Origin of the sequence: Streptomyces sp. NPDC127068, from assembly GCF_042724695.1 — a bacterium.
Taxonomy (GTDB): domain Bacteria; phylum Actinomycetota; class Actinomycetes; order Streptomycetales; family Streptomycetaceae; genus Streptomyces.
In genome coordinates, this window is record NZ_JBHXEN010000019.1 from 38,708 (window position 1) to 61,025 (window position 22,318).

The window sequence follows — 22,318 nt, forward strand, 5'->3', positions numbered from 1 at the left end:
TGGCTCCGGTCAGGCGGGTTCCGGGGGGTCGTCCGGGGGTTGCGGGGGTGGGGTGGGGGCGCCTGGGAGGCGTACCGAGACGAGGGTGCCGCCACCGTCCGCGGCCTGGAGACGAACCGTTCCGCCGGACTGTTCGACCGTGCGCGCCACGATCGAGAGGCCGAGGCCCGAGCCGGGTAGGGAACGGGCGGACGGGGAACGCCAGAAGCGGTCGAAGACGTGGGGGAGGTCATCGGGGGAGATGCCGGGCCCGTGGTCCCGCACCGACAGCTCGCCCTCCCGGAGGGTCACCGTGACCTCGCCGCCGGCCGGGCTGAACTTGATCGCGTTGTCAAGGATGTTGATGACGGCGCGTTCCAACGCGGCCGGTTCCCCGCGCACGTACCAGGGGGTGAGGTCCGCGGTGATGGTCAGCTCCGGGCCGCGCAATCGGGCGCGGCGCAGTGCCAGGTCGGCGAGGTCGTGCAGGGCGAGCACCTGGACGCGGCGGGTGCCGTCGGGGCGGGAGAGTTCCTGGAGGTCGCCGATGAGGGAGGCGAGTTCCGTCATCTGGGCCTTGACCGAGGCGAGCAGCGCGGTGCGGTCGTCGGGGGGCAGGGCACGGCCGGTCTCCTCGCTGCGGGCGAGCAGTTCGATGTTGGTCCGCAGCGAGGTGAGCGGGGTGCGCAGTTCGTGGCCCGCGTCGGCGATCAGTTGCTGTTGGAGTTCCCGGGACGAGGCGAGGGCCTCCGTCATCGCGTTGAAGGAGCGGGACAGCCGGGCGATCTCGTCGTCCCCCTCGGTCGGGATGCGCACGGTCAGGTCCTGGGTGCGGGCCACGTGTTCGACGGTCCGGGTGAGTTGGTCGACGGGGCGCAGTCCGGTCCGGGCCACCAGGGCACCGGACATGCCGGCGACGACGACGCCGAGGCCCGCGGCCAGCACCAGGACGAGGGTGAGGTCGGAGAGGGTGTCGTCGATCTCGTCGAACGGGCGGGCGATCGACAGGGCGTAGGGCGCGCCGCTGATCTGGTACGTCAGGACGCGGTACTCCCGGCCGCTCGCGTCCTTGGTGTCGTGGTAGGCGTCGATGAGGGTGCCCCCGGCGACCGCCCTGTCGCTCGCGGAGACGGTGAGGGGTTCGCCGCCGAGGATCAGGCAGGTGGTTCCGTCGGGCGCGACGGTCTGGAGGGTCATCCCGTACCAGGTGGTCTCCTGGTTGGGGGTGCGCGGTGCGCACTGGATCGTCGGGGGCTGGGTCTCCATGAGGATCCGGACGTCCCGGTCGTTCGGCCGGTTGGTGCTGAGCGACTTGTCGAGCGAGTCGACGAGTGCGCCGCGGACCACGAGCCAGCTGGTGGTGGCGATGGCGGCGACCGCGAGCGCCACCGTGGCGGCGACGAGCAGGGCGAGGCGGGAGCGCAGCGGCAGGGCGCGGAGTCGGCGCAGTGCGCCCCGGCTCACGGGCCGTGCGCCGGGGTCCGGGTTCCGTGGGTCCGAGGTCCCGGGAGCCGAGGTCCCGGGGTCCGGTCCTCCCGCCGCGGTGGGAGCGCCGCTCACGGGGCCCCGTCCGTGCTGCCCGGCCGCAGTACGTACCCGACGCCCCGCACGGTGTGCACGAGCCGGGGTTCGCCGCCCGCTTCCGTCTTGCGGCGCAGGTACATCACGTACACGTCCAGGGAGTTGGAGGTGGGCTCGAAGTCGAAGCCCCACACGGACTTGAGGATCTGCTCACGGGTGAGGACCTGGCGGGGGTGGGCGAGGAACATCTCCAGCAGGGTGAACTCGGTGCGGGTCAGTTCCACCGGTCGCCGGCCCCGGTGGACCTCACGGGTCGCCAGGTCCATGCGCAGGTCGCCGAAGGAGAGGACGTCTCCCTCCGGGGCCCGTCCGGCGGCGGTGGTGTAGGTGCTGCGGCGCAGCAGGGCCCGGATGCGGGCGAAGAGTTCGTCGAGTTCGAACGGTTTGACGAGGTAGTCGTCGGCGCCCGCGTCGAGTCCGGTGACGCGGTCGCCGACGGTGTCGCGTGCGGTCAGCATCAGGATGGGCACCAGGCTGCCGCCCGCGCGCACCCGGCGGGCCGCGGTCAGACCGTCCATCCGGGGCATCTGGATGTCCAGGATGATCAGGTCGGGGCGGGTCGCCGCCACCTTCTCCAGGGCGTCGGCGCCGTCGACGGCGACCTCCGTCAGGTAGCCCTCGAAGGCGAGGCTGCGCTGAAGGGCCTCGCGCACGGCGGGCTCGTCGTCCACGATCAGGATGCGCTGCGGTTCGCCTTCGGGCGCGGAGTTCATCGGTACGGCTCCGGTGAGTGAGTGAGTGAGTGTGGGTGGGTCAGCGGGTGCGGGTGCGGGTGCGGGTGCGGGTGCGGGTGCGGGGCTTACGGGGTACCGGGGTTACGGGGGTTACGGGGGGTACGGTACGGGGCCGGTCAGCCGTCCGCTCCGGCTCGCAGGGCCGGCAGATCGGCCTTCACCGTGTTGACGGGGATGGCGAACCCCAGACCCACGCTGCCCGCGTCGCCGCCGCCCGCGCTGCTCGCGCTGTACATGGCCGAGTTGATGCCGATGATGTGCCCGTTCATGTCGATGAGGGCGCCGCCGGAGTTGCCGGGGTTGAGCGAGGCGTCGGTCTGGATGGCCTTGTACGTGGTGGTGGACGCGCCGGGGTCGCCGTTGAACTCGCGGCCACCGAACTCGAAGGGCCAGTCGCCGCCCGGCTGCCGCGGCTGGTCCTGGTTGTTGGCCACCGTGACGTCGCGGTTGAGGGCGGAGACGATGCCGCTGGTGACGGTGCCGGTGAGGCCCTCGGGCGAGCCGATCGCCACGACCTCCTGGCCGACCCGGACCCGGTCCGAGTCGCCGAGGGTGGCGGCCTTCAGCCCGGCGGCGTCCTTCAGCTTGATCAGTGCCAGGTCCTTCTTGCTGTCGGTGCCGACGAGCTCGGCGGCGTACTTCTTGCCGTCGCTGGTCGTCACCTGAATGGCGGTGGCGCCGGCGACCACGTGGTTGTTGGTGATGACCTCCCCGTCGGAGGTGATGATCACACCGGAGCCCGTGGACTGGCCGGCGGTGCCGGAGGCCTTGATCTCGACGGTGCTCGGGGTGACGGCCGCGGCGACGCCGGCGACGGTGCCGCGGCTGCTGGAGGCCACCGGGCTCGCGGCGACCGCGGAGCTGGTCGTCTGGTGGGTGGTGAGCTCCTGGATGCCGTACGCGGTGCCGCCGCCCACGGCCGCGGCGACGATCGCCACGGTGGCGAGCAGGGCGAACGGCCGTCGCGCCCGGCGCCGGCGCGGGCCCGCCGTCGGGGTGGGCGCCGGGGCGCCCTCGGGGACCGGGCTGGTGCCCCAGGCGACCGCGGGCGTCTCGGCGGCTGCCCGGGACCCCTCGCCGTCGGGCGGCTCGGGCGGTGGCGGCGGGTAGGCCCCGTACGACGGCTGCTGAGCCCCGTGCTGCTGGCGTCCGTGCTGCCGGGGTCCGGGGTCGGTGCTCCACGAGGGGTGCGTGGGGTGTGCGGGCGGGACCGGGTGCGTCCGGGGCGCCGTGGCGTCCGGGGTTCCGCCGGTCGGGGCGCCGTGCTGCTGGTCGTGGTCGCGTTCGGGGGAACCGCCGTCGCGGCGGGAGCTTTCGGTCATGTCCATGAGCGTGTCGGGGGTGGATGAGAGTGATCTGAGGACGAGCTGAGAAGCCCGACAGAACCGCGTATGCCCGATATAAGGAAGCAGGGTGCTCGGCTTCCCTGGTGGCTCCCGAGGTGGGGGTGTTCGGGATCGGTGCAGGTCAGGGGTGTGATTCCGGGTTCGACTTGACGATCACCGGGGACTTGCACCACCCTTTCACTACTCAATTAGTGAAAGGGTGGTTGTTCGAGTGGTCGAGTACCGGATCGACCGGCGCAGCGGCGTCGCCACCTACGTCCAGATCGTCCAGCAGACCAAGCAGGCGCTGCGGCTCGGTCTGCTGGAACCGGGTGACCGGCTGCCCACCGCCCGCGAGGTCGTGGAAGCCACCGCCATCAACCCGAACACCGTCCTGAAGGCGTACCGGGAGCTGGAACGGGAGGGCCTGGTCGAGGCCCGCCGCGGACTCGGCACCTTCGTGCGACGTCGGCTCGGTGCCGGGGCCGCCGACTCGCCGCTGAGGGCCGAGCTGTCCGCCTGGGCCGCTCGGGCCCGTGCCGCGGGGCTCGACCGGGACGACGCGTCCGCGCTGCTCGCCTCGGTCCTGGACGAGCACTTCACCGCCGCCGACGGAACACCGCCGGCACCACACCTGACCGGACCGTCCGAGGGCGGACGGACTCACGAGGGGGACACCGCATGACCGAGACCGCCATCGAGGCGGCCGACCTCGGCAAACGCTATGGCGGGCGCCGCGCACGGGGGACCGGCGGCAAGGACGGCTGGGCCCTGCGGGGCTGCGATTTCCGGCTGCCCGCGGGCCGGGTCTGCGCCGTCGTCGGACCCAACGGCGCGGGCAAGTCCACACTGCTCGGCCTCGCCGCCGGGCTGGCCCACCCCAGCACGGGCACCCTGTCCGTCCTCGGCACCCGACCGGCCGCCGCCCGCGAGCGGATCGCCTACGTCGCCCAGGAGAAGCCGCTGTACCCGCAGCTCACCGTCGGCGAGACGCTGCGACTGGGCGCCGAGCTCAACCCGGGCCGCTGGGACGCCACCGTCGCCCGGCGGATCGTCGGGGACGGCGCGCTGCCCAAGGGCGCCCGGATCAAGGCGCTGTCCGGCGGTCAGCGCACCCGGGTCGCGCTGGCGCTCGCCCTCGCCAAGCGGCCCGAGCTGCTGCTGATGGACGAGCCGATGGCCGATCTCGACCCGCTCGCCCGCCACCAGCTCATGGGCACCCTCCTCGCGGAGGCCGCCGAGCACGGCACCACCGTCGTGATGTCCTCGCACATCCTCGGCGAGCTGGCCACCGCCTGTGACTTCCTGCTCCTCGTCAGCGAGGGCCGGGTCCGGCTCGGCGGCACCATCGACGACCTGATGGGCGCCCACGCCTTCGTCGTCGGGCGCGGCCCGGTCGAGGAGCTGGCCGTCCACACCGTCGTGGAGTCCCGGGCCACCGGACGGGGCACCACCGCCCTGATCCGCCCCACGGGCCCCGTCGAATTCGGCTGGGAGACCAGCGAGCCGACCCTGGAGGACGTCCTGCTCGCCCATCTGCGCTCACCCGGCGCCCCCACGTTGCTCACCCCCGGCGCCGACCCGGCCGTCAACCGTACGGGGGTGGCCGCGTGAGCGCCCCCGCCCCCGCCCCGGGCACCGGCACCGCCGCCCCGTCCGGGCCCGACGCGGTCACCCCGCCGCCCACCGGTCCCCGCGGGCCGGACTCCGGAGGCTTCCGCGCCACCCTGCGCGCCACCCACCTGGTCCACCGGGGCGCGGTCCGGATCGCGGGCGTCGCCGTGCTCCTCGCCACCGCCGTCACCTTCGGCCTGTACCTGTGGACGCGGCTGGCGCCGGACCGGGATCGGTGCGACTTCCGCGACAGGGACATGCTCACCAAGGACGAGGACCTGAAGCGCCTGTCCGAGTGCTACGACTCCGACTTCGGCTATCAGAGCGCCTTGTCCTGGTACCGGCTGCTGGTCACGGAACTGGACCTGTGGGTGCTCGTCCCGGTGGTGCTCGTCGCGGTCTTCGTGGCGGGCCCGCTCATCGCACGGGAACTGGAGTCCGGGACCTTCCGGCTGGCCTGGACCCAGGCCGAGACCCCGCGCCGCTGGCTGACCGGCCGCCTGGTGCTGGGCTGTGCGGTGGTGATCGTCGCGGGCACGGTCTGCGTCGGGCTGATCCGCTTCGCACGGGCGACGTCCGTGGAGGAGGGCATGCTCTGGTCGAACGAGAGCGTCTTCCCCAGCCTGGGCCCGGTACTGGTGGCCTACCTGGTGCTGGCGGTCGCCCTCGGCGCGCTGGTCGGGCTGCTGGTGCGCCGGGTCATCCTGTCGATGGCCGCCGCCCTGCTCGGCACGGTGGGCGTCCTCGTCGGGCTGGCCCAGTTGCGGCCGTACCTGTGGCCGCACGAGACCTATGTGCGCAAGGGCGAGGGGGAAGGGGCGTTCCCTGCGGGGAATTCCTACCAGTTCGACTTCGGGCTGCTCACCCTCGACGGGGACCGGGTGCCGCACACCTGGCTGAACTGCCCCGGGAGGGAGAGCGTCGCATGCCTCCGGGGCCAGGGATACGCCGGCCGGTGGATCGACTACCACCCCGCCTCCCACTTCTGGCCGCTCCAGCTGGTGGAGACCGGCATCGTGCTGGCGCTCGCCGCGCTCGCCGTCTTCGTCTCGCTGCGGGTGCTGCGCAAGATCGCCCCCTAGAACCCCGAGGCCCTGAAGTCCGCTGCACGGGGGGACGGGCCGGGCACGCCACCGCGCGCGCCCGGCCCGTACCGGAGGGCCCTTGACCACGGCCCTCGACCACGCACCACGGCCACGGCCCCTGACCACGGCCACGGCCTTTCACCACGGCCCCTGACCAGGGCCCCGGCCCCCGGACGCCCGCACCACGGCGTCCGGGGGCCGCCTCGCGCTGCCCCGCACGTCATGTCCTCGTAACCACGCATTCAGACGGGGTTGCCACGCTTGGTGCATGCAGCCCGCCGCGCCCGCCCCCCGAGCCAACGGGACGCCCGCGCTCCCCCGCGCCCGCTCCGACGCGCCGCCCCGCCCGGTAAAGCGGAACAATGGGACCATGAGTCAGCCAGACGCCCAGGCCAAGGTCCAGCACGCGCAGCCCTCCGTGGGGTCGATCGCCGCGCACCGCCCGCACACCGTCTCCGCGGCGGTGTCCGATCTGGAACCCGACATCGACGCCGACCTCGACGCCTACGAGGACGACGACACCGAGGGCGCCCAACTCCCCCAGGGCCGGTTCCTGGACCGGGAGCGGAGCTGGCTCGCGTTCAACGAGCGGGTGCTCGAACTCGCCGAGGACCCGAACACCCCCCTCCTCGAACGGGCGAACTTCCTGGCCATCTTCGCCAGCAACCTGGACGAGTTCTTCATGGTCCGGGTCGCCGGACTGAAGCGCCGCATAGCCACCGGCGTGGCCACCCGCTCCGCGTCCGGCCTCCAGCCCCGCGAGGTGCTGGACATGATCTGGGCCCGCTCCCGGGAACTGATGGCCCGCCACGCCGCCTGCTTCCAGGAGGACGTGGCCCCGGCCCTCGCCGAGCACGACATCCACCTGGTGCGCTGGGCCGAGCTGACGGACAAGGAACAGGCCCGGCTGTTCACCCTGTTCCGGCACCAGATCTTCCCCGTGCTGACCCCGCTGGCCGTCGACCCCGCGCACCCCTTCCCGTACATCTCGGGCCTCTCGCTGAACCTCGCGGTCGTCGTCCGCAACCCGGTGAGCGGACACCGGCACTTCGCCCGGGTCAAGGTCCCCCCGCTGCTGTCCCGGTTCCTGGAGGCCTCGCCCTCGCGGTACGTACCGATCGAGGACGTCATCGCCGCGCACCTGGAGGAGCTGTTCCCGGGCATGGAGGTGCTGGAGCACCACATGTTCCGGCTCACCCGCAACGAGGACCTCGAAGTCGAGGAGGACGACGCCGAGAACCTGCTCCAGGCCCTGGAGAAGGAACTCATGCGCCGCCGCTTCGGACCCCCGGTGCGGCTGGAGGTCGAGGAGTCCATCGACCGGTACGTGCTCGACCTGCTGGTGCGCGAGCTGAAGATCAGCGAGGCCGAGGTCTACCCGCTGCCCGGCCCGCTCGACCTCACCGGCCTGTTCGGGATCTCCTCGCTGGACCGGCCCGAGCTGAAGTACCAGAAGTTCATCGCCGGCACCCACCGCGACCTCGCCGAGGTGGAGTCCGCGTCCGCGCCGGACATCTTCGCCGCGCTGCGCGAACGGGACGTGCTGCTGCACCACCCGTACGACAGCTTCTCCACCTCCGTGCAGGCGTTCCTCGAACAGGCCGCCGCCGACCCGGGCGTCCTCGCCATCAAGCAGACCCTGTACCGGACCTCCGGCGACTCCCCGATCGTCGACGCGCTGATAGACGCGGCCGAGTCCGGGAAACAGGTCCTCGTCCTGGTGGAGATCAAGGCCCGCTTCGACGAGCAGGCCAACATCAAGTGGGCCCGCAAGCTGGAGGAGTCCGGCTGCCACGTCGTCTACGGACTCGTCGGCCTCAAGACCCACTGCAAACTCTCCCTGGTGGTCCGCCAGGAGGGCGACACGCTGCGCCGCTACTCCCACGTCGGCACCGGCAACTACCACCCCAAGACGGCCCGCCTGTACGAGGACCTGGGGCTGCTCACCGCCGACTCCCAGGTCGGCGCCGACCTGTCCGACCTGTTCAACCGGCTGTCCGGCTACTCCCGCCGCGAGACGTACCGCAGGCTGCTCGTCGCCCCCAAGTCGCTGCGGGACGGGCTGATCTCGCGCATCAACAAGGAGGTCCAGCACCACCGCGCCGGCCGCCCCGCCTACGTCCGCATCAAGGCCAACTCCATGGTGGACGAGGCCCTGATCGACGCGTGCTACCGGGCGTCCCAGGCGGGGGTGCCGGTCGACGTGTGGGTCCGCGGCATCTGCGCCGTGCGACCCGGTGTTCCGGGCCTTTCGGAGAACATCCGGGTACGGTCCGTACTCGGCCGCTTCCTGGAGCACTCCCGGATCTTCGCCTTCGGCAACGGGGGCGAACCCGAAGTGTGGTTCGGCAGCGCCGACATGATGCACCGCAACCTCGACCGCCGCATCGAAGCGCTCGTCAGGGTCACCGACCCCGCCCACCGGGCCACCCTCAACCGGCTGCTGGAGACCGGGATGTCCGACTCCACCAGCTCGTGGCACCTGGGACCGGACGGCGAATGGACCCGACACGCGACCGATGCGGACGGCCAACCGCTGCGGAACGTACAGGAGATGCTCATTGACGCCCGGAGGCGCAGGCGTGGCACATCGAAACCTTGACCCCGTGGTCCACCCGACGGCGGGGGACGTCCTCGCGGCCTACCTCCAGGCCCGCGCCACGGACTTCCTCCGCTCGCTCAGGCTGCACCGCGAGTCCGGGTCCGGGGCGGGCGGCAACCCCGCCCCGGCCGAGGCGGCGGCGCGACTGCGCCGCTCCTCCCGCCGCATCAGCGGCACCCTGCACACCTTCCGCCCGCTGCTCGACCGCGAGTGGTCCGACGCGCTGCGCGCCGAACTGGCCTGGCTCTCGGGCACCCTGGCCGGCGAACACGCCCACGGCGACCGGCTGCAACGGCTGCTCGCCGCACTGGCCCGGCTCTCCGGCAAGGTGCCCGTACCGGGCCCGGCGCGCACCGCGCACCCGCCCGGCTGCACGGCGGCACCCACCGTAGGGGGAGCCGGGGCCACCGGGACGGCGGGCACCGCCACCGGCACCCGGACCGTCCGCACGGTGGCCCCGCCCGTCGCCGGCCCGCCGCTCCCCCCGGCCGCGGGGGCCCCGGGCAGCCTCACCCTCGGCGCCGCCAAGGCCGGCGCCCTCCTCGAACGCCAACTCACCCTGGCCCGCACCCGGGCCCACTCGGCGGCCCTCCAGGCCCTCGGTTCCGCCCGCTTCCACGCCGTCGCCGACAGCGTCGCCGTCCTCGCCAGCGAGGTCCCCCTCACCCCGGCCGCCGCGGCCCCCGCCGCCGCGCTCACCCCCCTCGCCACCGAAGCCGAGGCCCGGCTCCTCGACGCGACCGGCATGCTGCCCCTGCTCACGGCCGGGCACCCGTACAACGCGGAGGCGCTCGCCGCCGAGCCCTCGCCGCAGGCCCAGGACGCCCCCTGGCACCAGGTCCGCCTCCTGCTGCGACTGCACCGCTACGCCCACGAGGTGCTGGGCGCACCCGCCGGAGCCGAACCGGAACTCGCCCGGCTGCTGCGTGCGGGACGCGCCCTCGACCAGCACCGCGACGCGTCCGAGGCGGCGACGGCGGCGGCCACGGCGGCCCGCACCCCGCGCATCGCCCCGGCGACCGCGTACGCCCTCGGGGTGCTCCACGCCGACCAGCGCCACGAAGTGGAAGCGGCCCGCTACGCCTTCCAGCGGGCCTGGACCCGGGAGGTGACCACCGGATGAGCGACCACCCGACGCCCGGCACCGACCGCACGATCCACGCGGCCGGCTGCGTGCTGTGGCGACGCACACCGCACGGGGGCGACGGCATCGAACTGTGCCTCGTCCACCGGCCCCGCTACGACGACTACAGCCACCCCAAGGGCAAACTCAAACGCGGCGAGGACCCGCTGACCGGGGCGCTGCGCGAGGTCGCCGAGGAGACCGGGTACGCCTGCCTGCCCGGTACGGTGCTGCCCACGGTCCGCTACGAGGTGGGGGGACGGCCCAAACAGGTCTCCTACTGGGCGGCCGAAGCCACTCAGGGTCGCTTCGTCCCCAACGACGAGGTGGACCACCTGCTGTGGCTGGCCCCCGACGAGGCCCGCGCACGGCTCACCCACGCACACGACCGCATCCTGGTCGACGCGCTGCTCGCCGCCACCGCGCCCCACGCGTAGCTCCCGCGTCAACTCCAGTACCACCGCCACCGCCACCGCGACCCCGGGGCGTCCACACCTCCACCGGTGCGGGCGCCCCGCACTGGTGTCCGCCCGGTCACGCGCGCGGACCGCGTATCCGATTACGGAGCGTACGTCCCTCCGCAGTGGGATGAGCCGTGCGTAACCTCCGGAAGGGGGAGGGAGTTTCCAAACCGCCCGAAAAGCACTGGAGTTGAATATATGACCGAAGGAGCTGTTGGGCCGACGGACGGTTTGGAATGGTTCGGACGCGAGATCTCCGAAGCCTTGCTGCACAAGGGGGTGACACCGCAGTACCTCGCCGACGCGACGGGGTACGAAGTGCCGTACGTACTGAAGGTCAGCAGTGGAAAGGCGCTGCCCTCGACGGCGTTCGCCAAGGGCTGCGACCGCTACTTCGGCACCTCGGGCTGGTTCACCCGCCTGCTCAACCGGATCAACGAACGAGGGCATCCAGGATGGTTCGTGCCTTACCTCAAGCTCGAACGGGAGGCGGCCCGCATCGAGGACTACAGCAACATGTTCGTGATGGGCATGCTCCAGGTGCCCAGTTACGCCGAAGCCGCCTTCCGCGCCGCGCACCCCCGGGAGGACGACTTCCAGATCAAGGCGCGGGTCGAAGCGCGGATGCGCCGTCGCGAGGTCATGGACACCACGATGCCGCCGCTGCTGTGGATCATCCTGCACGAGTCCGTCCTGTGCACGGTCGTCGGCAGTCGGGCCGTCATGTCGAGCCAACTGCGCTATCTGCTCCGGGAGGCCGCGAGTCCCCATGTGACGCTCCAGGTGCTCCGGTTCACCGCCGGCGCCCCGGCCTCGTCCATGGCGTTCACGCTGCTGAAGCCCAACGAGGGGCCCACCGTCGTGTATTCGGAGGCACGGGACGTGGGCCACGTAAACGATTCCGCAGTGGCCGTCAGCAACGCCCGCACCGCCTACGAACGCCTCCGCGCCTCCGCCCTGTCGCCGGACCTCTCCCTGTCGTTCATCCGGGAGATCGCAGAGGAGCACGGTCGGTGAGCACCGCTCCCGGAACCGTTCCGGGACCGGCCTCCTGGCGCAAGAGCACGTACAGCGGTGGTGAGGGCGGGCAGTGCGTGCAGTGGGCGCCCGGACCCGTGGCCGGTACGGTCCGGGTCCGGGACGGCAAGGACCCGGACGGCCCGCACCTCGTCCTGACGGCGGCGGCGTTCGCGGGCCTGGTGGCGCTCGCCGTCCGGCACGGCACTGGTCACCCGGCCGGGTGAGGGACCGGGGGCTTGGCGGGCCCCTACGTCGAGCGCCCGCCGCGGCTGTGGGCGACCCGGAGCGTGTCGCTCAGCGCTTCCGCCAACCGGGCTACGGTGAAGCGGAGTTCCGGGACGGTGAGCTTGGGTTCGTCGAGCATCGCGTGGGCGTGCCCGAGCAGGTCCTCCGCCATCCTGAGTTGGGTGGCTTCCACTCCGTCTGCGAGTCGGGAGAGGTATCCGTCCTCGTCGGCGGTCGCGAGGTAGCAGGGTTTGCCCTCGGGTGACGACCAGGGGAGCAGCCGGGGCCCGGCGCCGGGGGAGTGCGTTCGGTCCCCGAACCGGTACCGGACGGCTCGCGGCACGGGCGCCGCCAGGGCCTCCACCTGTGACGGCTCCGCCTCCCACTCCCGGCCACCCCCGAGGGGCCGCAGCAACCACCGCCCGCCCACCTCCCCCATGAACGCGCCCAGCGCGTCCCGTTGGGTGTCGCGGACTAGGGCGCCGGGCTTCGGTGGATCGTCGCGGGTTGGCATCTGGTGTTTCTCCTTGAGTCACTTGCAGGATGGAAGGAACGCAGGTCGTGTCATGAGGAAAACGCCTTTACCGAGGGAACGCTGAGACTTGATGCGCCTGACCCATGCGCGTATTCGCAGGTGCATAAGGAGATCCGCATCCTACGAACGGATGCATATGGTGAGGAGCAGACGGTCATGAGCTGGTCGGAGAACAAGGCCCGCGAAGCCTCTGGGATCGGCGACTACGGGCGGGTCATAGAGCTGGCTCGCAAGGAGGCTCGGATGACCCAGCGGCAACTAGGTCACGCCTGCGGGCTGTCGCAGTCAGCGATCTCCCGGATGGAGAAGAGGGGAGTTGGTGCCTACAACATGACCACCCTTGCCAGAGCCGCTGGGCACCTGGGAATCTCTCCCGCGCTGGTTGGCCTCGCGGGCTCAGATGTGGCAACCGCATTGCCACCAATGCGGCCTGAATGGACGCCTGGACGCCGGTTCCTCGCGCAGAAGCCGGCCAACGCCGCGCGGTCATCCGTCAGCGGTCCATCGCCTCGCTTCTCTGGGGAAGTAGCCGACCAAGCGGACGCGTTGCGTCTCGCCACCAACGCATATCGACGTATGGACGCCACCGTCGAAGCTCGGCAGCTCTCTGACACCGTTCAAGGCCATATGCGGCTGGTGCAAACCGTGGCGGCCCGAGCCGTCGATCCTGTGAGTCGGGCCCAGCTCGCCGCGGTGGGGAGCGAAGCAGCCAGTCTTGCTGCATGGTTGAGCTGGGACATGGCAGACACCGGTTCGGCAAGGACCTGGTACGGGGCCGCGATCAAGGCTGCTCGGCGCTCTGGTGACCGGCTGTTGATGGCATACCAGCAGGGCAGTTTGGCCCAGTTCGAGGTTGAGGCCGGCAACGTGACCCAGGGCCTGAGGATGATCCGCAGCGCCCGAGGCCAACTCGGGGATGATCAGCCGGCCATCGCCACTGCATGGCTGGCGGCTCTCGAAGCCGTCGCCCATGCCACGGCTGGGAACGGGCATGCGGCGGATCGAGCTCTCCTCGACAGCGCGGATGGAGTGGAGAAGATGTCGGCAGAAGAGCCGCCGCCTTGGCCCTGGGTCTTCGCCTTCGATCAGCGCAAGGTGGCAGCTGCTCGGGTCGCTTGTGGCGCACGGTTGGCACGGCCTCAATGGGTCGCCACGTCACTCGATGACGCGAAGGCAGCCTTGTCTTCCCACCACCACAAACAGCGGGCGCTGCTCGGTTTGGACATGGCGGTTGGTCATCTGGCTTCCGGTCACATGGATATCGCATTTGACCTTGCCACCCGCGCTCTCGATACGGGCCTCCGACTGCGCTCCGGCCGTGTTGTCGAACGTGCTCGCACATTCCGCCGGAGCTACACATCGAAGACACCGCCGGCAATCGTTCAGGATTTCGACGCGAGACTCCACGACGCATACATGTAGGCGTCTGTAGGGGCTACCCGCATCACAAGGAGATGGGAGATCAATCATGAGACTGGGAATCACTGGCCACCGAGGTCTGTCGCAGGAGGTCGAAGTGCAGGTGCGGGGTCTCCTCGCCGAGGCGGTGGCTTCCTACAACGCGACTGAACTGGTGGTCGTGAGCTGCATCGCCGATGGCCCCGACACATGGTTTACCCTGGCCGTCCTCCAACACGGCGGGCAGCTGGAAGTCGTCCTGCCTGCCGAGGCGTACCGCGCGGACCTGCCCGACTGGCACCACGGCACCTACGATGACCTCCTCCGCCGAGCTACTGCCGTGCACCGCACGGGACTCGACGCGTCCGGTTCCCGTGCCCACATGGCGGGCAGCGAAATCCTGGTCGACCAGGTCGATCAACTGATCGCCGTCTGGGACGGGCAGCCCGCGCGCGGGTACGGAGGAAGCGCCGACGTCGTCGCGTACGCACGCGAGAAGGGCGTGCCCGTGACGGTGATCTGGCCGGCCGGCGCCACACGGGATTGACCGACCCCGGACATCCGCGAGGTGTTCTTGCCTTCGGCGGGAGTTCGAGGGAACGGCCGGGTGACCCGATTGTGTACTGGTCCGTGAGGGGTCGTCTCGGCGATCCTGGACGGGGTACGGAACTTCGTGAGCTACCGAGAGGTGGACACGGTGGACGTGGGGGACTTGGGGCGACGCCGGCTTCTCGGTGTGGGCATCGGCGCCCTGGCGCTCGCCCATCCGGGCTGGACGGATCTCGTGGCACGGGCGGACGCGATGCGAACGGGACGGGTCGCACGGGTGGGGCGGGGCGAAGTGCGCGTGGTGGAGGACGTCACCGTTGCGCTCTCCCGGCTGGACGACCGGTACGGCGGACGGGCGGTCCGGCCCGTCGCCGCCGCGTTCCTCAAGGGCCCCGCGACCGTGGCCCTCCGGGCGGACTCCACCGAGCCGGTCCGTGGCGCACTGACGACGGCCGTCGCGTTCTGCGCCTACTTGACCGGGTGGATGGCGATGGACGAAGGGCAGGACGCTCTCGCGCGGCGCCACTTCGACCAGGCGCTGGAGCTGGCGCGGAGCGTTGACGACCAGCGGTCGTACCGTCACATCTTGCGAGGCATGTCCGTGCACGCCGTGGACCTCGGTGAGGGGCGGACCGCGGTGGACCTGGCGGAGGCGTCCACCGCGCGACCGCCGCAGGCGGGGATGGTGGCGTTCATGGCCGGGCAGCAGGCCCACGCGCACGCGGTGGCCGGCGACCGGGCTGAAGCCTGGCGTTGTCTACGACGGGCGGAGCGGGCCATGGACCGGGCCCTGAGCGGGGCCAAGACGTTCGGGGGGTACAACCCGTCGACCCTCCAGTACCACGTGGCCCAAGTCCGCCACGCCCTCGGCGACACGACGGGCAGCGTCGCCTCGCTACGCGCGCACTTCCGTTTGCGGGATGCCTCCGACAGCGACCGGTCCGCTCTCCGTTTCGGCTCGATGCTCGCCGAACGACAGCTTCAGACGGGGCACCTGGAGGCAGCTTGCGCCTCCTGGGGAGCGGTGCTGGACGGGTTGCCGTCGATGCAGTCGGGACGGGTGGACCAGCACGTGGCACGGATTCCCGGTCTGCTCCGCCCGTACCTGGCCAGCCCGGTGGCACGGCAGCTGAACGAGCGGGTCCGCCAGCGGACACGGGGTGAGGGTCCGTGACGCTGCCTGGGTAGGGGGACCGGTGATCCGCCGTCACGTCCCGCTCGGCGCGCTCGCCGCCGGCACGGTCGGTTCCGGGCTCCGCTCCGGCAGTCGCCCGCGGAGGTGCTGGCCGGGCTCCTGGATGACTTCGCGGAACTCGGTATGCGGCTGTCCGAGCCGCAGACGGTCAAGGCCCGTACGGCACTGTGCCATGTGGCCGGTCGGATGGCGGGCATGGTGGCCATCGTGTTGCACGATTCGAGTGGAGGATCAGGTACAACGGACTTCCGCAGTGGGGCTACGGTCCGTACTCCGGCTACGGGTCAGTCCCGGGTCCCAGCAGGCCGGGGCGTCCGCGGTGAAGGAGCAGCGCAGTAGGATCCGCCGCGACAGCGTGGCGGAACCAAGCACTCCGCCGAAGCCCGCTCGCGCGCCCCCGTCACGTGGGCCGACGGCGCTTGCGACCCTGACGAAGGCAGTGAAGGTGACCACGCAGACCCACCGCGGCGACCCCGTCGACCGCGAACTCATCGAGGCCGCGGAGCACACCGCTCGCACCCGCTGCCAGGGCGACAACCACACCGTCGCGGCCGCGGCCCGCGCTCGGGACGGCCGGATCGTCACGGGAGTGAACGCGTACCACTTCACCGGAGGGCCCTGCGCCGAGCTGGTCGTCATCGGTGCGGCTGCCGCCCAGGGCGCGTACGAGCTGGAGACCATTGTTGCCGTGGGCGATCGCGGGCGGGGTGTCATTCCTCCGTGCGGCCGGTGCCGTCAGGTCCTGCTCGACTACTTCCCCGCCGTCAAGGTGATCGTCGGCGCCGGTGTCCGCGCCCGAGCCGTCCCGATCGCCGAGTTGCTGCCCGAGAGTTACGTTTGGGCCGATCACCGGCTCGACGCCGAGTAGGTTGCACCGGAGAGGGGAACGGTCAGTGATTTCGGCGCAGGTGTGGCGGGACGCGGGGACCGTCTGGGAGTACCACCAGATGCATCACGTCCCGAGGGCGTGTTCGGTCGCGATCGGGCTCGGTAGTCATGACCTGAGCGTGGCGACGACGGCGGCGGAGGCGTACGCGGCGGGTTTGGTGCCGTTGCTCGTGTTCAGCGGGGCCAACAGCCCGACCACGCGGGCCCGCTTCCCGGAGGGGGAGGCCGTTGCCTACCGGAAGCACGCGCTGGACCTCGGGGTGCCGTCCGGTGCGGTGCTGGTCGAGCCGCACGCCACGAACACCGGGCAGAACATCACGTACGCGCGGAAGCTCCTGGAGGCGGCGGGGGTCGACGTCTCGTCCGTCCTCCTGGTGTCCAAGCCGTACGAGCAGCGGCGGGCGTACGCGACCCTGCGCAGGCTGTGGCCCGGGGTCGAGGTGGTGTGCACCTCGGCGCCGATGGAGTTCCGGGCGTACGTGGACGCCATCGGGGACGGTCGGCTGGTGATCGACATGCTGGTCGGTGCGCTCCAGCGGCTCGTGGTCTACCCGCGGCAGGGGTTCATGATCGAGCAGGACGTGCCCGGGGACGTGGTCGCCGCGTACGAGCGACTGTGCGGCGCGGGCTTCACGAGCCGCCTGGTGGCCTAGCGGTCAGGTCATGCGAGGAGCAGGAGCAGGCTGATCGTCAGCATCACCGAGGCGGTGGCCCCGTGGATGCCGTAGGCGGCCGACTTGGGCCCGTTGCTGCGCAGCACGATCAGCGCGTCGCCGACGGGTATGACGGTCGCGGCGAGCAGGAACCAGCCGAGCAGGTGGGGTGTCGCTCCGAGCAGCAGGACGAAGACGAAGAGGCCGGCGGCGATGTCGCGCACGGCCTTGACGGACAGCCAGGCCCGGAAGGTCCGGTCCTCGGTCGGCGTGCCGGGGATGCCGAAGTCGACCGCGGCCTGCGGTGCCCATAAGGTGCGCGCGCCGATGAAGACGATGCCCGCGCCGATCAGTCCGGCGAGGACGTAGGCGACGTTGGTGAGCATGGGGTGCTTCCCCTTTCGTGTATCTAGCGCTGCTAGCGTTAGTAGCGACGATAGACCTAGCTTCGAAAGGATGTCTAGCGTTGCTAGGATGTCGGCATGTCCGCCATCAACGAGCGTCGTGAACGGGAACGCGCCCACCGGCACCAGCTGATCGTCACGGCCGCGCGTGAACTCGCTGAGGCCGAAGGCTGGGAGGCGGTGACCACGCGACGGCTGGCCGAGCGCGTCGAGTACAGCCAACCCGTGCTGTACAGCCACTTCGACGGCAAGGACGCCATCGTCAGCGCCGTCGCCCTCGACGGCTTCGGTGAACTCGCCGCCCAGCTGCGCCGCGCGCGGCAGGGCGCCCCGGAGAGTGCGCCGGAGTCGGGGCACGCCCTGCGTGCCGTCTGCCGCGCCTACTTGGAGTTCGCGTCCGGGCGGCCCGCCCTGTACCGGGCCATGTTCGTGCTGCCCACCGACCTGAAGTTCGCGAGCGCCGAGACGCCGCCCCCGCTACGGGCCGCCTTCGGCGAGTTCGTCAGCTGCTTCCGCGCGGACGAGGAGCGCCGCGAACTGTTCGCCGAAGTCACCTGGAGCGCCCTGCACGGCATGGCCGTCCTGTCGGACACCGGCCGCATCCCCCGGGGCGGGCAGGAGGAGCGGCTCGACTTCCTCGTCGCCCAGGTCGCCGGCGCCCGGGCGGGCTGAGTGCCGCCCACGGCGCGGTGGAAGGCGTTGGCCCGGCCGCCCACGACGTCGGTGAGCTTGCGACCTCGTTCATCGGCGTCGACGGCGAGCGCGGCCAGGTCGTTGACGGAGTCGTTCTGCCAGCTGCGCGGGGTGGCGGCGGCACGGACCGCGAAGGCGCCGTGCACCAGGTGTCGGAGCCGTTCGCGTTGACGAAGAAGAGGCGTCCCGACGGCCTTGATGCGGGCGGGCGTCCAGTGGGTGAGGGCCGCCTTGCGTTCGCCGGCGGTGTACTTGAGGACCGAGACGGGGGTGGCGGGGGCGGCCTGCGCGGACCCGGCCGTCACCGCGACCGGGGCGGCCAGGGCGAGTGCCGTGGCCGCGGTGGTGAGTGCCGCGGCCCGGGAGCGAGGGCGCCGGATCGCGGAGGGGGAGGTCATCTCGGTCATGCGGGCGCTGTGCGGTTGGGGCTGTCGTGGTCCTGTGACAGGGGTGTGCACGGGCGTGGACACGGGCTCGTGGTCCGCAGCCGTCCGCCGGCCAACTCAATACCCCCCTGGGGTAATTGACGGCGGTCGGGGTGCGGGCTAGCCTCGCTTCAGTGGATACCCCGCCGGGGTATTCGGGAAGGGGTAACGGTGATGAGCGAGACCGACTGGCACCTCAAGGGCGAGTGGTTCGACGTGTGCAGCTGCTCGATGCCCTGTCCTTGCACCTTCGCGCAGGCCCCGACGGACGGTGCCTGCCTGTTCACGCTGGTGTGGCAGATCCACGAGGGCCACTTCGGGAACGTCCGGCTGGACGGCCTGGGCGTCGTGGCGCTCGGCGAGTTCGTCGGGAACATGTGGGTGGGCGACCCGGACGCCACGATGGCCGCGATGTTCTACGTCGACGCCAAGGGGACGCCGGCGCAGCGCCACGCACTGGAGGAGGTCTTCCGCGGCAACGTCGGCGGCTGGCCGGGCACGTTCGGTGCGCTGATCAGCGAGGTGCGCGGCGTGGAGTACGCCCCGATCCGCTTCGACGCCGCGCCGGACCTCGCGTACTGGCGCGCCACCGTGTCCGACCGGGTGGACGTCGGCGCCGTCGCGCTCACCGGTCCCACCGCGGACCCCGGCCGCCGGGTGCAGCTGATCAACGCGCCCGGTGCGGAGGTCGGTCCCGGACAGGTCGCCACCTGGGGCGTGGTGAACGCGGACCGTGCGGAGGGCTTCGACTTCTCCCGCACCTACCGCGGAGGGTCCAGCAAGCACTTCCCGTTCGACTGGCGGCCCGACGCCTGACCGCGTCCCCGCCCCCTCGGCACGCCCGTCCGCGGTCCGCGGGCGGGCGACCGTGCGGTCAGTGCGGGCGGGCGGGTGGACCGCCGGGTCAAGCGGATGTTCGGTCTGGTCAAGCCGCACCTCGGCAACCGACATGCCCGTGCGCTGTACGAACGGGCCCGCGCGCAGACGCCGACCGCACTGCACGCCTGAGGCACCCACTACGGTGGATGCGCATGACCCACACCAAGACGGAGATCACCGCGGAACTGGTCCGGGACCTGCTGCGCGACCAGCACCCCGATCTGGCCGACCACCCCGTGGAACTCGGCGCGCGCGGCTGGGACAACCAACTGTGGCGGCTCGGCGACGAGCTCGTGGTCCGCTTGCCCTGGGCGACGCAGACCGCGGACGAGCTGCTGCTCAAGGAACACCGCTGGCTGCCCACGCTCGCCCCGCACCTCCCCCTGCCGGTTCCCGTTCCGCAGCGCCTCGGCGAGCCGTCCGAGCGGTTCCCGCGGAGCTGGATCGTCACCACCTGGGTGCCCGGTGAGCCCGCCGACCGCGCCCCCGCCACGCGCGCGGAAGCGGCCGACTCCCTGGCCGCCTTCCTGACGGCCCTGCACCGACCCGCACCCGACGGGGCGCCCACCGGCCGTGGCCGCGGCGGTCCGCTGTCCGACCACGTCGGGCACTTCGCCGACGGGCTCGCCTCGCTCACCGGTGCGGGGCTGATCCCCGACCCGGACGGCGTCCGTGCGGTCTGGGCGGACGCCCTCGCCGCGCCCGAGTGGGAGGGCCCGGCGCTGTGGCTCCACGGCGACCTGCATCCGGCGAACGTGCTCACCGCCGACGGCACCTTCTGCGGCGTGATCGACTTCGGTGACCTCTTCGCCGGCGACCCGGCCAATGACCTCTCCGCGCCCTGGCTGCTGTTGCCGGACGGCGCCGTCGACCGCTTCCACCGGGCCTACCGGCCGACCGTGGACGCCGCGACCCTGCGGCGCGCCCGCGGGTGGGCGGTGCTGCGCGCCTTCGTCTGCATCTCGGTCGGGGACGACGGCCTCCACGGCCGCCTCGGTGGCAAGGAGAGCTGGGGCCCGCCCGGTCAGGCCGCGCTGCGCCGCCTGATCGCTACGGCCGACCGCTGAGGGGGAACCACCTCTCGGCGCCCGCCCGCGATGACACGATGGCGCGATGGGCGAGCCCGATCCGAAGCCGTACTGGAACACCAACGTCGCGCGACACCCCGGCATCCTGCGCGCCGTGCCCGAGGGGTGCGGCGACGCGTTGGACGTGGGCTGCGGGGACGGGCTGTTGGCGCGCAAGCTCACCGGGCGGGCGCAGCGGGTCACCGGGATCGACAGCTCGCCGGAGATGATCGCCCGGGCCCGGGAGCACCCCGTCGGCCGTCCTCGACTCGACTTCGTCGAAGGGGACTTCCTCGCGGCCGAGCTGCCTGCGGCGGGTTACGACTTCATCTGCTCGGTGACGACCGTCCACCACATGGACTTCGACGACGCGCTTCTGCGGATGCGTGAACTGCTGCGCCCGGGCGGGGTGTTGGTGGTGGTCGGGTTGGCGCGGGAGACGAGCCCGGGGGAGTGGGCCGCGCTGATCGCGGCGGCCCCGGTCGTGCGGATCACCAAGGTGCTGCGTCGGGCGGGCGGTCCGGAGGGGGTGCCGGTCGCCGTTCCCGGGATGGGGTACGGGCAGGTGCGGGCCGGGGCCCGACGGCTGCTGCCCGGCGTGCGCTACCGCCGGCACGTGCTCCGCCGGTACTCGCTGACCTGGCGCAAGCCCGGGCCCTGAACCGGGATCGGTGGGGCCGCTCGACACCTGCTGCGACGCGCATTCGGGAGGGCTCGCCGCGTCGAGCCCTCTCGGGGCCGGAGGTGTCAGGAGAATGAGGGAGGGTGTGGGGACTTTTCGCTTTCCTGAATCTGGCCGATTCTCGGAGCGTGAATGTTCGGTCGACCGAGAATCCTTCTGCTGAAGGTACATGTCTGGTCCATGTAAGCATTGGCCGATAAGGCTGTTCCGATGGGCAGGAGGCGCTCGTTACGGTAGGGGCACCTGATCCGCAATAGAGGAGAGAAACGTGAAGCTGCCCTTACGTCGACCTCTCGGGGTCGCTGTCGCCGCGATGGCCGCCTTGGCCGCCTTGGCCGCCTTCGCCGTACCCGCCGCTGCCAGCAGCAGTATCGCCCCGCCCATCCACGGCGTGCCCTGCAACCGGACCGATTATCTGGAGATCCACAACAACAACGGTCAGAGCGTTCTCTGTTTCGCCGACCGCGGATTCGTGGGTGTGGCCATTTATGGCGTCAACTGGATCGAGTCGGGCAACAATAGGGTGAACATCCAGTTCCAGCGGAATCTCAGCAGTCCGGGGCTGGAAAGCGTCACCATAGAAAAGTGGAGTTCGTGGAATCCTGGCCACATCCACAAGGTGACTCGGATCGAGATTTTCTGACCGGGCTGAGCGTCCAGTCCCGCGGCGGCGCCAGCGCCGGCAGTTCGCCGACGAAGTCGCACCGCCGCTGAACGGACGGTCCGCACGGATGCGTGTGCTCGGCAGGTGTTCGGGGGACGGTCGCGGTGGCCGTCCCCCGAACGGAGTGCGTGGGATTGGTGGGGCCGACGAGTACGGCCGCCCGGGTGACCACGGCATGGAGCCGAGCGTGGCCCCGGCGCTCACCCCAGCGGAGTCACGTCCTGGGGCGCGGCCGGCCACTCGTGGCCGGTGTCCGGGCAGCGCAACGTCCACTGGCGGTCGGTCCCGGTGAGGAACTCGCCCGGCAGATGGCGTCCGGCGTCGAAGAGGAGGGCGCCGCGCCGGGGCGGGGCGAGGGCGGTGCCGTTCGCCGCCTCGTGGAGGCCGTGGCGGCGGGCCCGGGCGGCGACCGTGCGTCGTCGAAAGGTCATCGGAAGTCCTCGGAGTCCTCGGGGGTGCTCAGGGCGAGGCGGGCGCGGGGGCGTGGTGACGACGACCGTAGAGGGGTGACCTTCGGTAAGGCTACCGGTGCGGTGG

General features: G+C 71.6%; 24 protein-coding genes. 18 read left to right on the plus strand and 6 right to left on the minus strand.

Translation table 11 applies throughout. The features are described from left to right. Window positions 1–9: 9 nt before the first annotated feature. The 3 genes from ACFWIA_RS14380 to ACFWIA_RS14390 all read right to left on the minus strand — a co-directional run bounded on the left by ACFWIA_RS14380 (window position 10) and on the right by ACFWIA_RS14390 (window position 3,616). Window positions 10–1,443, minus strand: a complete 1,434-nt coding sequence (locus tag ACFWIA_RS14380) for a sensor histidine kinase (RefSeq protein ID WP_387003953.1) — start codon at window positions 1,441–1,443, stop codon at window positions 10–12. 92 nt (window positions 1,444–1,535) lie between these two features. Next, window positions 1,536–2,273 carry a response regulator transcription factor gene (locus ACFWIA_RS14385; protein WP_387003956.1) on the minus strand — a complete coding sequence of 246 codons (738 nt, stop codon included), beginning with the start codon at window positions 2,271–2,273 and terminating at the stop codon, window positions 1,536–1,538. A 137-nt stretch (window positions 2,274–2,410) separates the two neighbouring features. Beyond that, window positions 2,411–3,616: a S1C family serine protease gene (locus ACFWIA_RS14390; protein ID WP_387003959.1), complete on the minus strand. Its 1,206-nt coding sequence runs from the start codon at window positions 3,614–3,616 to the stop codon at window positions 2,411–2,413. Between the two features lie 235 nt (window positions 3,617–3,851). On the opposite strand from ACFWIA_RS14390, the gene ACFWIA_RS14395 reads away from it, so the two are divergent. The 8 genes from ACFWIA_RS14395 to ACFWIA_RS14430 all read left to right on the plus strand — a co-directional run bounded on the left by ACFWIA_RS14395 (window position 3,852) and on the right by ACFWIA_RS14430 (window position 11,748). Beyond that, window positions 3,852–4,304: a GntR family transcriptional regulator gene (locus ACFWIA_RS14395; protein ID WP_387004173.1), complete on the plus strand. Its 453-nt coding sequence runs from the start codon at window positions 3,852–3,854 to the stop codon at window positions 4,302–4,304. Next, entirely contained in the window at window positions 4,301–5,233 is a 933-nt protein-coding gene (locus ACFWIA_RS14400; RefSeq protein WP_387003962.1) for an ABC transporter ATP-binding protein, read from the plus strand. The genes ACFWIA_RS14395 and ACFWIA_RS14400 overlap by 4 nt, the downstream gene beginning before the upstream one ends. Continuing rightward, the gene (locus ACFWIA_RS14405; protein ID WP_387003965.1) at window positions 5,230–6,315 is read left to right on the plus strand and encodes a hypothetical protein; all 1,086 of its coding nucleotides are present in this window, start codon (window positions 5,230–5,232) and stop codon (window positions 6,313–6,315) included. The genes ACFWIA_RS14400 and ACFWIA_RS14405 overlap by 4 nt, the downstream gene beginning before the upstream one ends. A gap of 373 nt (window positions 6,316–6,688) precedes the next feature. Then, a complete protein-coding gene (locus ACFWIA_RS14410; protein WP_387003967.1) occupies window positions 6,689–8,920 on the plus strand; it encodes an RNA degradosome polyphosphate kinase in 2,232 nt (743 codons plus the stop codon). Beyond that, entirely contained in the window at window positions 8,901–10,043 is a 1,143-nt protein-coding gene (locus ACFWIA_RS14415) for a CHAD domain-containing protein (protein ID WP_387003969.1), read from the plus strand. The genes ACFWIA_RS14410 and ACFWIA_RS14415 overlap by 20 nt, the downstream gene beginning before the upstream one ends. Then, on the plus strand, window positions 10,040–10,480 hold the full coding sequence (locus tag ACFWIA_RS14420; RefSeq protein WP_387003972.1) for an NUDIX hydrolase: 441 nt from the start codon (window positions 10,040–10,042) through the stop codon (window positions 10,478–10,480). The genes ACFWIA_RS14415 and ACFWIA_RS14420 overlap by 4 nt, the downstream gene beginning before the upstream one ends. Window positions 10,481–10,702: 222 nt before the next feature. Beyond that, complete coding sequence (locus ACFWIA_RS14425) at window positions 10,703–11,521, plus strand: DUF5753 domain-containing protein (RefSeq protein ID WP_387003974.1); 819 nt, start codon at window positions 10,703–10,705, stop codon at window positions 11,519–11,521. Then, window positions 11,518–11,748, plus strand: a complete 231-nt coding sequence (locus ACFWIA_RS14430) for a DUF397 domain-containing protein (protein ID WP_387003977.1) — start codon at window positions 11,518–11,520, stop codon at window positions 11,746–11,748. Before ACFWIA_RS14425 ends, ACFWIA_RS14430 begins: the two co-directional genes overlap by 4 nt. A 23-nt stretch (window positions 11,749–11,771) precedes the next feature. On the opposite strand, the gene ACFWIA_RS14435 is transcribed toward ACFWIA_RS14430, so the two are convergent. Further along, the gene (locus ACFWIA_RS14435; protein WP_387003980.1) at window positions 11,772–12,263 is read right to left on the minus strand and encodes a hypothetical protein; all 492 of its coding nucleotides are present in this window, start codon (window positions 12,261–12,263) and stop codon (window positions 11,772–11,774) included. A 177-nt stretch (window positions 12,264–12,440) separates the two neighbouring features. Between ACFWIA_RS14435 and ACFWIA_RS14440 the strand changes: the two genes are divergently transcribed. The 5 genes from ACFWIA_RS14440 (at window position 12,441) to ACFWIA_RS14460 (ending at window position 16,967) form a co-directional block, all read left to right on the plus strand. Next, complete coding sequence (locus tag ACFWIA_RS14440; RefSeq protein ID WP_387003983.1) at window positions 12,441–13,706, plus strand: helix-turn-helix domain-containing protein; 1,266 nt, start codon at window positions 12,441–12,443, stop codon at window positions 13,704–13,706. 46 nt (window positions 13,707–13,752) lie between these two features. Further along, window positions 13,753–14,229 (plus strand): hypothetical protein, encoded by a 477-nt coding sequence (locus ACFWIA_RS14445; protein ID WP_387003985.1) that lies wholly within the window; start codon window positions 13,753–13,755, stop codon window positions 14,227–14,229. A gap of 126 nt (window positions 14,230–14,355) precedes the next feature. Next, complete coding sequence (locus tag ACFWIA_RS14450; RefSeq protein WP_387003987.1) at window positions 14,356–15,405, plus strand: transcriptional regulator; 1,050 nt, start codon at window positions 14,356–14,358, stop codon at window positions 15,403–15,405. Between the two features lie 466 nt (window positions 15,406–15,871). Beyond that, window positions 15,872–16,294 (plus strand): cytidine deaminase family protein, encoded by a 423-nt coding sequence (locus ACFWIA_RS14455; protein WP_387003990.1) that lies wholly within the window; start codon window positions 15,872–15,874, stop codon window positions 16,292–16,294. A 25-nt stretch (window positions 16,295–16,319) separates the two neighbouring features. Further along, window positions 16,320–16,967 (plus strand): YdcF family protein, encoded by a 648-nt coding sequence (locus ACFWIA_RS14460; RefSeq protein ID WP_387003992.1) that lies wholly within the window; start codon window positions 16,320–16,322, stop codon window positions 16,965–16,967. 8 nt (window positions 16,968–16,975) lie between these two features. Here ACFWIA_RS14460 and ACFWIA_RS14465 read toward each other — a convergent pair whose 3' ends face one another. Beyond that, complete coding sequence (locus ACFWIA_RS14465) at window positions 16,976–17,353, minus strand: DUF4267 domain-containing protein (RefSeq protein WP_387003994.1); 378 nt, start codon at window positions 17,351–17,353, stop codon at window positions 16,976–16,978. A gap of 96 nt (window positions 17,354–17,449) precedes the next feature. On the opposite strand from ACFWIA_RS14465, the gene ACFWIA_RS14470 reads away from it, so the two are divergent. From ACFWIA_RS14470 to ACFWIA_RS14490, 5 genes are all read left to right on the plus strand, one after another. Continuing rightward, window positions 17,450–18,043 (plus strand): TetR/AcrR family transcriptional regulator, encoded by a 594-nt coding sequence (locus ACFWIA_RS14470; protein WP_387003996.1) that lies wholly within the window; start codon window positions 17,450–17,452, stop codon window positions 18,041–18,043. A 620-nt stretch (window positions 18,044–18,663) separates the two neighbouring features. Then, window positions 18,664–19,305 (plus strand): DUF1326 domain-containing protein, encoded by a 642-nt coding sequence (locus tag ACFWIA_RS14475; RefSeq protein WP_387003999.1) that lies wholly within the window; start codon window positions 18,664–18,666, stop codon window positions 19,303–19,305. A gap of 215 nt (window positions 19,306–19,520) precedes the next feature. After that, window positions 19,521–20,435 (plus strand): aminoglycoside phosphotransferase family protein, encoded by a 915-nt coding sequence (locus ACFWIA_RS14480; protein WP_387004002.1) that lies wholly within the window; start codon window positions 19,521–19,523, stop codon window positions 20,433–20,435. A 46-nt stretch (window positions 20,436–20,481) separates the two neighbouring features. After that, a complete protein-coding gene (locus tag ACFWIA_RS14485; protein ID WP_387004005.1) occupies window positions 20,482–21,096 on the plus strand; it encodes a class I SAM-dependent methyltransferase in 615 nt (204 codons plus the stop codon). Between the two features lie 289 nt (window positions 21,097–21,385). Next, complete coding sequence (locus tag ACFWIA_RS14490; RefSeq protein ID WP_387004007.1) at window positions 21,386–21,760, plus strand: beta/gamma crystallin domain-containing protein; 375 nt, start codon at window positions 21,386–21,388, stop codon at window positions 21,758–21,760. A 221-nt stretch (window positions 21,761–21,981) separates the two neighbouring features. On the opposite strand, the gene ACFWIA_RS14495 is transcribed toward ACFWIA_RS14490, so the two are convergent. Beyond that, the gene (locus ACFWIA_RS14495; protein WP_387004010.1) at window positions 21,982–22,212 is read right to left on the minus strand and encodes a hypothetical protein; all 231 of its coding nucleotides are present in this window, start codon (window positions 22,210–22,212) and stop codon (window positions 21,982–21,984) included. Window positions 22,213–22,318 lie beyond the last annotated feature (106 nt).